Source organism: Mycolicibacterium vinylchloridicum (assembly GCF_013404075.1).
In the GTDB taxonomy this organism is placed as follows: Bacteria; Actinomycetota; Actinomycetes; order Mycobacteriales; family Mycobacteriaceae; genus Mycobacterium; species Mycobacterium vinylchloridicum.
In genome coordinates, this window is record NZ_JACBJQ010000028.1 from 1 (window position 1) to 13,201 (window position 13,201).

At 67.1% G+C, this 13,201-nt stretch carries 13 protein-coding genes; 6 read left to right on the forward strand and 7 right to left on the reverse strand.

The window, feature by feature from the left end; genetic code table 11:
• Positions 1-174: 174 nt before the first annotated feature.
• Together katG and HPC46_RS21620 are read right to left on the reverse strand one after the other, a co-directional pair.
• Complete coding sequence (gene katG, locus HPC46_RS21615; RefSeq protein WP_179473704.1) at positions 175-2,343, reverse strand: catalase/peroxidase HPI; 2,169 nt, start codon at positions 2,341-2,343, stop codon at positions 175-177.
• A gap of 57 nt (positions 2,344-2,400) precedes the next feature.
• Positions 2,401-2,823, reverse strand: coding sequence for a Fur family transcriptional regulator (locus HPC46_RS21620; protein ID WP_218894512.1), 423 nt, complete (start codon positions 2,821-2,823; stop codon positions 2,401-2,403).
• Between the two features lie 98 nt (positions 2,824-2,921).
• On the opposite strand from HPC46_RS21620, the gene HPC46_RS35580 reads away from it, so the two are divergent.
• The 3 genes from HPC46_RS35580 (at position 2,922) to HPC46_RS21630 (ending at position 5,215) form a co-directional block, all read left to right on the forward strand.
• Positions 2,922-3,050 (forward strand): hypothetical protein, encoded by a 129-nt coding sequence (locus tag HPC46_RS35580; protein ID WP_267909936.1) that lies wholly within the window; start codon positions 2,922-2,924, stop codon positions 3,048-3,050.
• Positions 3,051-3,345: 295 nt separating this feature from the next.
• Positions 3,346-4,245 carry a mycobacterial-type methylenetetrahydrofolate reductase gene (locus tag HPC46_RS21625; RefSeq protein ID WP_179473708.1) on the forward strand — a complete coding sequence of 300 codons (900 nt, stop codon included), beginning with the start codon at positions 3,346-3,348 and terminating at the stop codon, positions 4,243-4,245.
• A 4-nt stretch (positions 4,246-4,249) separates the two neighbouring features.
• A complete protein-coding gene (locus tag HPC46_RS21630) occupies positions 4,250-5,215 on the forward strand; it encodes an enolase C-terminal domain-like protein (protein WP_179473710.1) in 966 nt (321 codons plus the stop codon).
• Between the two features lie 49 nt (positions 5,216-5,264).
• Here the strand turns inward: HPC46_RS21630 and HPC46_RS21635 are convergent, their stop codons facing one another.
• Genes HPC46_RS21635 through HPC46_RS21655 form a run of 5 tightly spaced genes read right to left on the reverse strand, consistent with a single transcriptional unit; the run spans position 5,265 to position 10,804 of the window.
• Positions 5,265-5,450 carry a hypothetical protein gene (locus tag HPC46_RS21635; RefSeq protein ID WP_179473713.1) on the reverse strand — a complete coding sequence of 62 codons (186 nt, stop codon included), beginning with the start codon at positions 5,448-5,450 and terminating at the stop codon, positions 5,265-5,267.
• A gap of 2 nt (positions 5,451-5,452) precedes the next feature.
• Positions 5,453-6,433: an MOSC domain-containing protein gene (locus tag HPC46_RS21640; protein ID WP_179473715.1), complete on the reverse strand. Its 981-nt coding sequence runs from the start codon at positions 6,431-6,433 to the stop codon at positions 5,453-5,455.
• Positions 6,434-6,450: 17 nt separating this feature from the next.
• Positions 6,451-7,428: a DUF3533 domain-containing protein gene (locus HPC46_RS21645; protein WP_325096726.1), complete on the reverse strand. Its 978-nt coding sequence runs from the start codon at positions 7,426-7,428 to the stop codon at positions 6,451-6,453.
• Between the two features lie 9 nt (positions 7,429-7,437).
• Complete coding sequence (locus tag HPC46_RS21650) at positions 7,438-8,274, reverse strand: class I SAM-dependent methyltransferase (protein ID WP_179473717.1); 837 nt, start codon at positions 8,272-8,274, stop codon at positions 7,438-7,440.
• A gap of 19 nt (positions 8,275-8,293) precedes the next feature.
• A complete protein-coding gene (locus HPC46_RS21655) occupies positions 8,294-10,804 on the reverse strand; it encodes a glycogen/starch/alpha-glucan phosphorylase (protein ID WP_179473719.1) in 2,511 nt (836 codons plus the stop codon).
• A 157-nt stretch (positions 10,805-10,961) separates the two neighbouring features.
• Here HPC46_RS21655 and HPC46_RS21660 point away from each other — a divergent pair, with 157 nt between their 5' ends.
• The 3 genes from HPC46_RS21660 to HPC46_RS21670 all read left to right on the forward strand — a co-directional run bounded on the left by HPC46_RS21660 (position 10,962) and on the right by HPC46_RS21670 (position 13,190).
• Positions 10,962-11,510, forward strand: a complete 549-nt coding sequence (locus HPC46_RS21660) for a cysteine hydrolase family protein (RefSeq protein ID WP_179473720.1) — start codon at positions 10,962-10,964, stop codon at positions 11,508-11,510.
• An 89-nt stretch (positions 11,511-11,599) separates the two neighbouring features.
• Positions 11,600-12,784, forward strand: coding sequence for an acyl-CoA dehydrogenase family protein (locus HPC46_RS21665; protein ID WP_179473722.1), 1,185 nt, complete (start codon positions 11,600-11,602; stop codon positions 12,782-12,784).
• 58 nt (positions 12,785-12,842) lie between these two features.
• Positions 12,843-13,190, forward strand: a complete 348-nt coding sequence (locus HPC46_RS21670; protein ID WP_179473724.1) for a hypothetical protein — start codon at positions 12,843-12,845, stop codon at positions 13,188-13,190.
• Positions 13,191-13,201 lie beyond the last annotated feature (11 nt).

The window sequence follows — 13,201 nt, forward strand, 5'->3', positions numbered from 1 at the left end:
CTTCGTCTCCGGCTTCCTTCCCACCCCACCTCACAGTGACGCAGTTGCCATCGACTCGGAGTTAAACCACCTTCACCTCCAGAGGACTCACACCTCCAAGCGAATGCCCATGCTGGGCGTACAACGAAAACCCCGCGGGCGCACGCCCGCGGGGTTTCGCTTACTGCTGATCCTTTAGACGTCGAACCGATCGGCGTTGGACACCTTGGCCCAGGCCGCGACGAAGTCCTTGACGAACCTCTCCTTGTTGTCGTCCTGGGCGTAGACCTCGGCCACTGCACGCAGCACCGAGTTCGAGCCGAACACCAGGTCGGCAGCGGTCGCCGTCCACTTGGCCGCACCCGTCGCGCGGTCAGTGCCTTCGTAGACGTTCTCGGAGCTTTCCGACGGCTTCCACACCGTGCCCATGTCGAGGAGGTTGGTGAAGAAGTCGGTCGACAGCACGCCGACCCGGTCGGTGAACACGCCGTGCTTGCTGCCACCGTGGTTGGCACCGAGCACCCGCAGGCCGCCGATGAGCGCGGTCAACTCCGGTCCGGTCACACCCACGAGAGAGGCCTTCTCGATCAGGAGTTGCTCCAGGGGAGCCTTCTCGCCGGCCCGCGCGTAGTTGCGGAAGCCGTCGGCCCGCGGCTCGAGCACCGCGAACGACTCGACATCGGTGTCTTCCTGGGTGGCGTCGCCGCGGCCCGCGGTGAACGGCACCGTGATCTCGACGCCGCCGTCCTTGGCGGCCTTCTCGATCGCGGCATTGCCCGCGAGCACGATGACGTCGGCCAGCGAAACCTGGTTGCCGCCGGCGGCATTGAAGTCGGCCTGGATCTTCTCCAAGACCGGCAGCACCTTGCCGAGCTCGGACGGCTCGTTGGCCTCCCAGCTCTTCTGCGGCTCCAACCGCAGCCGCGCGCCATTGGCGCCGCCGCGCTTGTCGGTGTTGCGGTAGCTCGACGCGGACGCCCACGCGGTCTTGACCAACTGCGGCACCGACAGGCCCGCAGCCAGAACTGCGCTCTTGATCTTGGCGGCGTCAGCGTCGTCGATCAGCGCACCTGTGGCGGCGGGAACCGGATCCTGCCACAGCTGTGGCTCGGCAACCCACGGCCCGAGGTAGCGGCTGATCGGACCGAGGTCGCGGTGCAGCAGCTTGTACCAGGCCTTGGCAAACGCCTCGTTGAGCTCCTCGGGATGATCGAGCCAGCGACGCGTGATCGCACCGAACTCCGGATCCTCACGCATCGAGACGTCGGTGACCAGCATCGTGGGCTTGCGGTTCGGACCGCCGAAGGGATCGGGAATGATCGCCTCGGCGTCCTTGGCCTGGAACTGCCACGCACCGGCCGGGCTCTTGACCAGCTCCCACTCGTAGCCGTAGAGGATCTCCAGGAACGAGTTGCTCCACTTGGTCGGCGTGGGGGTCCAGACGACCTCGAGACCGCTGGTGACGGTGTCGCCGGCCTTGCCGGAACCGAACGGGCACTTCCAGCCCAGGCCCTGCTGCTCGATCGGGGCACCCTCGGGCTCGGGGCCCATACCCTCGTCGGAGCCGGCACCGTGGGTCTTGCCCAGCGTGTGGCCACCGACGATCAGCGCGGCGGTCTCCTCGACGTTCATCGCCATCCGGCCGAACGTCTCCTTGATGTCGACGGCGGCCTTGATCGGATCTGGATTACCTTCGGGCCCTTCAGGATTGACGTAGATCAGACCCATCGTGGTGGCGCCGTACGGCTGGGCCAGGTCGCGCTCACCGGAGTAGCGCTTGTCGGTGCCCAACCACTCGCCTTCTTCACCGAAGAGGATCTCCTCGGGCTCCCAGACGTCGGGGCGGCCGAAACCGAAGCCGAAGGTCTTGAAGCCGGCCGATTCCAGTGCGACGTTGCCTGCGAACACCAGCAGGTCGGCCCAGGAGATCTTGTTGCCGTACTTCTTCTTCACCGGCCACAGCAGCCGACGGGCCTTGTCCAGGTTGGCGTTGTCCGGCCAGCTGTTCAGCGGGGCGAAGCGCTGCATGCCCTGCCCGCCGCCACCGCGTCCATCGAAGATCCGGTAGGTGCCTGCGGCGTGCCAGCTCATCCGGATGAACAGGCCGGCGTAGCTGCCGTAGTCGGCGGGCCACCAGTCCTGCGAGGTGGTGATCACCGAGAGCACATCGGCCTTGAGCGCCTCGGGATCGAGCTTGGCGAACTCGGCGGCGTAGTCGAAATCGTCACCGAGCGGGTTGGAGTACGGCGAGTGCGGATGCAGCTTGGAGACGTCGACCTGATCCGGCCACCAGTCCTGGTTGGTCAGCGGCGCATGCGCTTTCGGCGTCGGCGCGTCGATGACCGGATTTTCGCTCTCGGACACTTTTTACCTTTCCATTCCATATCTCATTGGTGATTTGGGCTGTGATCACTGGCGTGATCAAGAAGGTTCTTTCGTCGTGCAGTCGGGACACAGGCCCCAATAGACGACCTCGGCCTCGTCGAGGACGAAACCGTTGTGATCGGACGGCGTCAAACACGGTGCCTCGCCGACCGCGCAGTCGACGTCGCCGATGACACCGCAGGAGCGGCAGACGACGTGATGGTGGTTGTCGCCGACGCGGGATTCATAGCGGGCCACTGAGCCCGACGGCTGGATGCGCCGCACCAGACCTGCGGCGGTCAGCGCGTGCAGCACGTCGTAGACCGCCTGGCGCGAGACATCGGGAAGGCCAGCGCGGACGGCCCCGAAGATCGTGTCGGTGTCGGCGTGCGGGTGGGCGTGCACCGCCTCGAGTACCGCAACGCGGGGCCTGGTCACCCGCAGCTGCGCTGTCCGCAGCTGGTCGGCGATATCCGACATCGAGGTCACGGTGAGATCGTCGTCCCTTTTCTGGAATCAGTCAAGAGTTGACCGAAACCATATCCGAAAACGCTGGTCAGGGGTTTTTAGTCGGCTGATTGCTCGGGTTCACAGTGGGGTTCATCGGGGTCACCGGTCCCGGGCTGAAGCTGTTCCCGCCGGGCAACGAGCCCTTGCTGGTCGGCGAGAGCGAGGGTCCGGTGGTCGTGGTAGAAGCCGGCTCCTGACTCTCGGCTCCGCACGCGGTGAACACCATGACGCCGGCAGCGGCCGACGCCACCAGACACATCGCCCGGATTCGATTCCGACCCCTCATCGCTGACCCCTCGAACGCGTACGCACATAGTCGCGGTACCAACCGAAAGTTACCCTCTCACGGCTGTGCGCAACGCGCTTTGCGCGCCGCGCTCTCGGCGCGACGTGAGCCGCCGACCGGGCTTTCTGTATGGTGATCGGCGGATCGCGTCCGGCGGCCATCCCGGCTCGAACCGGGGATCCAGTCGTCTCGTCAGGAGCAGTTTCGTGCCCCTCAACACCGTCGCGCTCGAACTCGTGCCGCCCAATACCGATCGCACCCCGGACGAGGTCCTGGAGGAGGCGCACAAGGTCGTGCTGCTGTCCTCGGAGACCGGCCTCGACGGCCGGATCGGCCACGTGATGATTCCCGGGATGATCGAGGAGGACGGCGACCGCCCGATCGAGATGAAGCCCAAGCTCGACGTGCTCGACTACTGGTCGCGCATCTCGCCGGTACTGCCTGGTATCCGCGGCCTGTGCACCCAGGTCACCGCGTTCATGGACGAGCCGACCTTGGTCAGCCGGCTGACCGCCCTGTTGGACGCGGGCATGGAAGGCGTTGCCTTCGTGGGTGTTCCCCGCACGATGAACGACGGTGAGGGCGCGGGCGTCGCGCCCACCGACGCGCTGACGATCTTTTCCGGCCTCGTCCCCAACCGGGGCGCGATCCTGATCCCGACCCGCGCCGAGGAAGCCGGCCGGTTCGGCTTCAAATGCGGCCGCGGCGCCACCTATGGCATGACGCAACTGCTGTACTCCGACGCGATCGTCGGGTTTTTGACCGAGTTCGCCGCCACCACCGACTACCGCCCGGAGATCCTGCTCTCGTTCGGCTTCGTGCCGAAGGTCGAGACCCGGGTGGGCCTGATCAATTGGCTGATCCAGGATCCGGGCAATGCGGCCGTCGCAGCCGAGCAGGATTTCGTGCGTCAGCTCGCCGACAGCGACCCGGCGGTCAAGCGGCGCCTGCTGGTCGACCTCTACAAGCGGGTCGTCGACGGCGTCGCCGATCTCGGGTTCCCGTTGAGCATTCATTTCGAAGCCACCTACGGCATGTCCCGGCCGGCCTTCGAGACCTTCGCGGAGATGCTGGCCCACTGGTCGCCGGCGGGGTCTAACTCGTAGTCCGGTGAAGGCACTGATCGATTTCGACCGCGCACGGGTTTTCGCGATCCCGGCACGCGAGGACTATCCCGGCTTCCCCGCTTGCGAGGGGATGCTCATCGAAGGCCCGCAAGGGTGGGGTGAGTTCAGCCCGCCGCGCGCGAGCGACGACCTGATGGCGGCGCGCTGGCTGACGTCGGCCATCGAGGGCGGCACGGTCGGCTGGCCCGATCCGGTTCGCGGCCGGGTCGCCGTGGCAGTGGCGATCCCCGCGGTGGACCCGCAGGTGGCGAGCGAGATCGCCGCAGGCAGCGGGTGCGGAGCGGCGGATGTGCGCGTCACCGGGCAACCCGGCGATCTGTCCCGTCTGGAGGCCGTTCGCGCGGCGCTGGGCACCTCCGGCTCGATCCGCTGTGTGGTCGAAACAGCCTGGGACGTCGATACCGCGGCCGAGCTGATTCCGGAGCTGGACCGGGCGGCTGCCGGGCTGGAGTTCGTGCAGCAGCCGTGTGCGACGACGGCGGAGTTGGCGGCCCTGCGTCGCCGGGTCGATGTGCGGGTGGCGGCCGACGTATCGACCCTCGGAGCCGACGGGCCGGGGCTGCCGGAGATCGCCGATATCGCGGTCCTGACAGTCGGCCCGCTCGGCGGTGTGCGGCGGGCGTTGCGGTTCGCCGAACGCATCGATCTGCCGTGCGTGGTGTCGGCGGCGGTCGGGGCGTCGGAAACCAGCATGGGGCTGGCCGGGGGACTGGCGCTGGCCGGTGCGCTGCCTGAGGTCTCCTTCGCCTGTGGGCTCGGGACCGCCGCGGCACTGGTCGGCGATGTGGTGTCGCCGGGCCGGGTCCTGACCCCGGTCGAGGGTTATCTACCGGTGGCCCCGTCGGCGCCTGGCCCCGACGCCGAACGCGTTGCGGAGTTCGCACTCGACGATCCCGAACGGATCACCTGGTGGCGGCGGCGCCTGAGTGCCGCGCGAGAGCTTCTCTAGAAAGCGGCGCAGCCACCGGGCGAGACGGCGGCGTTCTGACTCGCTCCGCTCAACGTCGCGGACGCCACGCCGCGACGGCCAGGCCGATTCCGATCAGCGCGATGATCGGCCCGAGCACCGACCACGTCGTGGTGTTGCTCATCGGGCTGCCCTGGACCGCGCCAAAACCCTGCAGCGTGAACAGCAATCCGAACAGCGTGACCAGCACGCCCACTACACCGACGACATGTCGCATGGTCAATTCCTCTTTCCGGTCGGCATGGCCGCGGACACCGCCCGCATGACGGCCCGTTTCATTTTCGCCGCACCAGATCCGGCGGTGGCACCGAGAGTGGATCGATTCGGCGGATCCAGTTGCAGCGCATCACCTTCGGTGATCCGACCGGCTCGGGTGATGTTGCCGTAGGCACCGAGGCAGCGTCGTGAATGGGCGGCGATGGTGCGGGTGATCTCCTTGTCCCGCTTGAGTTCGGGCTGTTCGTGGGACGGCATGACGCAGCGGATGGTGGGGATCAGCGGCTGCAGTTCGGCGCGCGGTGCGTGCAGCGTGCCGCCGCACCAGTCCCACTCCGGATGCGGCGATGCGCCGGGGGAGTCGACGACGATCGTCGGGCGGAATCGCCGGACGTCGAAATCGGAATCCGGCGCCAGCGCGGCCATGGCGGCCAGGCTCTGCTCGGTGATGATGTGGATCGGGTAGGCGTCGACGTAGCTGCCCACGGGCGTGGCGTAGCGGCTGATCTCGGCGAGCTTGCGGACCGGGAACATCGACAGGTCGGGCAGCGGTTCGCCGTCCTCGAGGCCGAAGACGGTCCGCAGGTCCGTTTTCGTGGCCATCGGCCCACGGTATTGGTCACGGCGATCGATCGGCGGCAGTGGCCGAAGTTCGACCTCCCGGTCGAGGTAGCGCGAGAGTGCTTGATGGACAACGGGATCGGAGCTGGTGACCTCGGTGCCGTCGGGGAAAGTGATGACGACTTCCGGGGCGTTGCCCGGTCCGGCGTCCGGTGGCGGTGCCTGCGCGTAGCGCGCCGTGAGCCAGAGCAGACCGGGCAGCCGCTTGGCGCTGGTGGTCGCGTCGAGTTCGACGTCGCGAACGGCCCACGTGCGGTCGGCGTGCAGACCGAGCTCGTCGATCTCCGCCTCGGCGAGCTGCTCGCCGAGCATCGATTTCACCGGATAGCGCCAGATCGAGGTGATGCGGCCGGCAGGGATCATCCACCCAGAGTAGGACTTCACTGCGCCGGAGAGCGATGCAGCGCACGCGACGCGACGACCGCCGCGACCAGGCTGCCCACCAGCCACACGGCGAGCACGATGAACGGCAGCGGTCGCTGGTTGTGCGGGAAGTAGGTCGCCGCATGGATCGCCGACACCGTCGCGCCGCTGGGCAGCGCGTGATTGAAGAACGCGAACGGCTGGGGCAACAGCGAGGCCGACACCGCACCGCCGGACGAGGTGTTGCCCAGCAGGATGAACACCAGCCAGGTGGGAATGATGGCCCAGCGGTGGATCAGCACCAGCATGGCCGAGTTGAACGACGCGGCGATTGCGATCTGTATCGAGGTCAGCAGCCACAACTGGGGGAACGGTGTGCTCAGCGCGCCGAGGACCGGCCCGGTGACGGCCGACAACGCCAACCCACCGACGACGGCGAGCGCCGCCAGGCAGGCCAGCCAGCGCCGCAAGTTCAGCGTCTTGACGTTGGCCCGCAGCTGGAACATCGTGATGAAGCCCAAGATCGTGGCGGCGATGACGAGATAGAACGTGGCCAGCCCGGCCGGATCCGACGGCGGCAGCGGATGCAGGTCGACGATCGGCAGGATGAACGGTCCGGGCTGGGTCTGGTCGAGCTGAATCAGTGCGCGGGTACCCGACGGGTCGCTGGCACTCGACAGCAGCAACTCCGGCCTCGATGCCGTGGCATCGATGGCGGCGATGATGCGCTGCTGGTTGATGGCGGTGACGGCTTCGTCGCGGGTTGCGTACTGATGGACGTCGAACTCGCCGGAATTCTTGTGCAACGCAGCCACGAACGGCGCCGTGACAGCCGTCGAGCCGACCACCCCGACCGGAAGGTTGCGCGGGGAGGGACGGCCAAGCGCGACGGTGTAGGCGGCGGCGAAGCTCGACGCCAACACGATCGCGATCGCGATGACGGTGGCGGCCTTGCGGATCTCCATCGGGATGCGCGCAATCGAGGGCCCGGCCACACGGGCACTCTACGGTTTGACCGCCTGCAGCGTGTAACTCAGCGGCAGCCGGTCGCCGTACTCGTCGAGTCGCCACTCACCGTCGTCGCCGGTGTGCATGCGCCCCGGTAACGCCTCCCAGGGCACCGAGTCATGTTCGACGAACATCGTCAGTCGCAGACCGGTATCCAGCAGTGCGGTGATGATCTCGCCCACGCCGTGGTTCCACTCCCGCGATTCGGTCGTCGCGAAGACGGCGTCGGTCTGCACATACGTCTCGGATGCGTCGAACCTCATCGGCTCGGCGTGTTCGAAGTACGGGTAACCGAGCGTGATCACGTCGGTGCGCTGCTCGTCGACCGCCCACAACACCGGGTGGCCCTCACGCAGGAACAGCCGACCGCCCGGCCGGAGCAGATCCGCGACTACCCGGGCCCAGCGCGCCACATCGGGGAGCCATACCAACGCCCCCACGCCGGTGTACACCAGGTCGAAACCGCCCTGACCGAGAACGCTTGCGGCGCTGTACACATCGGACACGACATAGTCGACGTCGAGTCCGGCCCGCGCGGCGATCCCGCGGGCGATGGAGATCGATGCCGGGGAGAAGTCCAGGCCCGTCATGCGTGCGCCGAGCCGGGCCAGCGACATGGTGTCCGTGCCGATGTGGCATTGCAGATGCACGGCCCGCGCGCCGGTGATGTCGCCGAGCCGGGGCAGATCGAACCGCACCACCTCCGACAAGGCAGCGGGGTCGCCGATCAGCTTCTCGACCGCGTAGTCGGGCGAACTGGCGTGCGCCGGGGCGCGCTCGTCCCACAGCGCGCGGTTTACCTCGCGGTGTTCGCCGAAGCCGTCCGCAGGCACGCCCGACAGTATCGCCGAGTTACAGCTTCACCGGCATCGCCCCGACATGCCAGATCTCGTCGGAGTATTCAGCGATCGCCCGATCCGAGGAGAACTTGCCGCTGCGGGCGGCGTTGAGAATCGACATCCGCGACCAGGCATCGGAGTCCTGCCAGGCGGCACTGACCCGTGCCTGGCAGTCCACGTAGGAGCGGTAGTCGGCGAGCACCAGGAACGGGTCGTGGTGAAGCAGGTTGTCGACCAGCGGCCGCAGCACTTCGGTGTCGCCGTGGGTGAAGGTGCCATCGACGATCAGTTCGAGAACTTCGGCCAGTTCGGGGTCGCGCTCGACGAAACTGGTCGGCCGATAGCCGTCGGCCTTGAGTTGCTCCACCTCATCGACCGTGAGGCCGAACAGGAAGAAGTTCTCGGGGCCGGCTTCCTCACGAATCTCGACATTGGCGCCGTCGAGCGTCCCGATCGTCAACGCGCCATTGATCATGAACTTCATGTTGCCTGTGCCCGAGGCTTCCTTGCCCGCGGTGGAGATCTGCTCGGAGAGGTTGGCCGCCGGATAGATCAGGTGGGCGTTCTTGACGTTGAAGTTGGGCAGGAAAACCACGCGCATGAAGCGGTTGACGTCGGGATCGTTGTTGACGGTGGCGCCGACGGCGGTGATCAGCCTGATCATCCGCTTGGCGATGAAGTAGCCGGGTGCGGCCTTGCCGCCGAAGATGAACGCGCGCGGCGCGATCGCGAAGCCGGGGTTGCGCTTGAGCCGGTTGTACAGCGTGATGATGTGCAGCACGTTGAGGTGCTGGCGCTTGTATTCGTGGATGCGCTTGACCTGGACGTCGAACATCCAGGTCGGGTCCAATTCGATCCCGGTCGTGGAATGGACATACTCCGCGAGTCGACTCTTGTTGGCACGCTTCATGTTTCGCCAGCGCTCCCGGAAGGCGGGGTCGTCCACATAGGACTCCAATTGGCGCAGCTGCTCCAGGTCGGTCAGCCAGCCGTCGCCGACGGTCTCGTCGAGCAGGGTCCGCAGCCCCGGATTGGACAGTGCCAGGAAGCGCCGCGGGGTGACCCCGTTGGTCACGTTGCCGAACCGCTCCGGCCACATCTCGTAGAAGTCTTTCAGCACACTGGCTTTCAGCAGTTCGGAGTGAAGCTCTGCCACGCCGTTGACGGCGTGGCTACCGACTGTGGCCAGGTGTGCCATCCGCACGCTCTTGCCGCCGTCCTCGCCGATCAGCGACATCCGCGCGACGCGCTCCTCGTCGCCGGGGAACACCGCACGCACCTCGTCGAGGAAGCGGTTGTTGATCTCGTAGATGATTTCCAGGTGCCGGGGCAGGGATTCGCCGAAAATCCCCAGCGGCCAGGTCTCGAGCGCCTCGGGTAGCAGCGTGTGGTTGGTGTAGGCGAACGTGGCGACGGTGATCTCCCACGCTTCGTCCCAGCTCATATGGTGTTCGTCGATCAGCAGGCGCATCAGTTCGGCGACCGCGATCGACGGGTGGGTGTCGTTGAGCTGGATGGCCCACTTGTCGGGCAGGGCGCTCAAGGGCAGCCGGGCCCGCTCGGTGTGGATGCGAAGGATGTCCTGCAGCGAGGAGCTGACGAAGAAGTACTGCTGCTGCAGCCGCAGCCGCTTGCCCGCTTCGGGCTCGTCGTTGGGGTAGAGGACCTTGGAGATCTTCTCCGAGAGCACCTCGTCCTCGACGGCCTTGTAGAAGTCGCCGGTGTTGAACGCGTCGAGCGCGAAGGACGACACCGACCGGGCGCTCCACAGGGTCAGCGTGTTGCAGGTGTTCACGCCGTAGCCCTGGATGGGGGTGTCATACGAGACGCCCTTGATCACCCGCCGGGGGATCCAGCGGACCCGATGGTTGCCCGCGACGTCCTCGTACTGCTCGGTGTGGCCGCCCCAGTTGACCAGGTAGCTCGCGTCGGACTTGTCGATCTCCCACGGGTTTCCGGCGACCAGCCAGTTGTCGGTCTTCTCGACCTGCCAGCCGTCCTGGATCTCCTGGTCGAAAATGCCGAACTCGTAGCGGATTCCGTACCCGATCGAGGGCCGCTGGAGCGTGGCCATCGAGTCCAGATAGCAGGCGGCCAGCCGGCCCAGGCCACCGTTGCCGAGGCCGGGTTCCTCCTCGCAGGCCAGGATCACGTCGAGGTCTTGACCGAGGGCCGCCAGGGCTTCGCGCGCTTGCGCCTCGATGCGCAGGTTGAGCAGGTTGTTGCCGAGTTGCGGTCCCATCAGGAATTCGGCGGACAAGTAGCACGTCACTTTCGCGGGGCCGTGCAACAGATCCTGGGTGGTGGCCATCCATCGCTGCTGCATGCGGTCGCGCACCGCCAGGGACAGTGCCCGGTAGTAGTGCTCGGGGGTCAGCACGCTGGGCGGCCGGGCGATGGAGTAGGCCAGGTGGTCGGCGATCGCGCGGTGCAGCGCGTCCGCGGAAAGCCCGGTGCGGCTGTGCTCGTGCGGTCGCGTCTCGCCGGCGACGTCACCCGGGACGTTGTTCACGACATCCGTCATTGTCTACTCCTGCTCCCAGACCGCTTCTCGATCCGCCACGAGGACACGAAGTCTGACACCGCCGTATTTCGGCAAGGCGAGGGCAACGAGTCGCTCCCGTGAACTATCGCGCATCAACGTGTGCGCCGCGCGCCGAGCAATCTCTACGATCGCGGGCATGACCACACTCGCGAACCGGCCGAACACCGCGCTCCTGGTTGTCGACGTGCAGAACGACGTCGTGGCCCGCGCCCACGCCCGCGACCGGGTCGTGGCGAAGATCGCCGGGCTGGTGGACGGTGCGCGCCGAAGCGGGGTTCCGGTCGTCTGGATCCAGCACGCCGACGCCGATCTGCCGACGGGAAGCGAAGGGTGGCGCATCGTGGCCGAACTGGTGCCCGCCGACGGCGAAGCCCTGGTGGCCAAGAACTACGGCGACGCCTTTGAAGACACCACCTTGGAGCCGACGCTCGCCGAGCTCGGAGTCGGGCATCTGGTGGTGGTCGGGGCCCAGACCGATCAGTGCGTCCGGTCGACGATTCACGGCGGGTTCACGCGCGGGTACGACGTCACCCTGGTGGCCGACGCACACACCACCGAGGACCTGTCGCAGTGGGGTGCGCCGCCACCGGTGCAGGTGATCGCCCATACCAACCTCTACTGGTCGCACCAGTCGGCGCCCGGACGAACGGCGCGCACGCCGATGACCGCCGAGGTGGTTTGGTAAACCGTCATCGCCGATCGAGCCAGCGCTATACAGTTTCTCGAAGTTGTTCACTGCCCTGCGTTGCGGCCACCGCAAGATCGGAAATGACAATGACGTCGACAGTGCAATCGGGCGACCAGCTCGCCGGCTTGGCGCGCGGAATGCGCGAGCTGGTGGTGGCGCAGGCCGGTGAATCCGAGCAGCTGCGCACCATCGCCCCGGCGGTGGTCGACGAGATGTGGGCCAGTGGTCTGATGTCGTCGTTCAACCCCGTCGCGGCCGGCGGTGTCGAGCCGTCGTTCGCCGAGATGATCGAAACCTGGATCGAGATGGCCTGGCAGGACGGGTCGTTCGGCTGGATCGGGATCGCCAACCTGCCGTCGTCGTTCGCCGCCGGCGCCTACCTGCCCGACGAGGGTTTCGCCGAGGTGTTCACCGCCAACGACAACCGCGTGACGATGGGCGGCCAGTTCTTCCCCAACGGCCAGGGCGCGAAGGTCGACGGTGGTTACCGGCTGACCGGCTCGTGGAGTTTCGGCTCGGGCACCGGCCATTCGGAGTACGTCTGCGCCGGGTTCTTCCCGATGGTGGACGGCCAGCCGGTGATGGGCCCCGGCGGACTGCCCGACATGCAGGTGGCCGTCATCCCGCGCGACGAGATCGTGTTCAAGGACGGCTGGCATGTTCAGGGGCTCAAGGGAACCGGCTCCTACGACTACGGCGTCGAGGATGTGTTCGTGCCGTCCGGCCGGACGTTCCCGCTGTTCTCTCACGTGCCGTACCGGGGGAGCTCACCGGCCACCCGGATGGGCCTGATGCCGGTGACGGCGGCCGGCCACGCGTCGTGGGCGCTCGGGGTCGCCAAGAGCATGCTCGACGATGTCGAGGAGCTGGCGGCCACCAAGTTCCGGATGAGCGATATGGCCTCGCTCGCCAGCCGGCCGACGTTCCAGAAGGGCCTGGCCCACCACGTCGCGGCGTGGCGGGCGGCGCGGCTGCTGGTGCTGGACGCGTTCGGCACCGCCGAGGCCGCGGTGGCCGCCGGGAACGATCTCACCCCGGCCCTGCGCGCCGACATGCGCGTGGCCGCCGTGTATGCCACCGACATCGCACGCGAGGCCGCCGAATGGGCGCACCTGGCGGCGGGCACCACGTCGATCCGGGAGGGCAGCCGTCTCGAGCGCGCGTTCCGCGATATCTACACCGGCACCCAGCACGCCTTCATCAGCGAGAAGGTCGCCATCGACGTCGCCCAGATCTGGCTCGGCATCATCGACGACCAGCCGGGGCTGTGAGGCCGCGCTCGGCGTTTCGCGCGCGGCGCCGCAGCGGCCGCATTACAGTCCAAAAGTTATGACAGGTTGGTCCGATCCACGGCTGCCCAGCGCCCAGACGACCAGCCCGCGACAGCTCAAACGGATGAGCCGCGACTTCGCCGGCGTCGGGGTCGGGATTCCGCCGGAACGACTGCAACAGATCGCGATGGGCGGCACTGCCACCGACGACGAACTCGTCGACGTCAGCTTTGCGCTGACCGCGACGGCCCTGCTCAGCGAGAAACGCCGATCCAAACGCGGCCGCGCACAACGCATGTGCGTACGCGGGTTCATTCTCGTCGTCACGATCCTCATCGCGATCAACGTGCTGCTGTGCCTGGGGTGGATGCTGTTCGTGCTGACCCAGCACACCACGCCCTACTAGGCCGCCGGGCC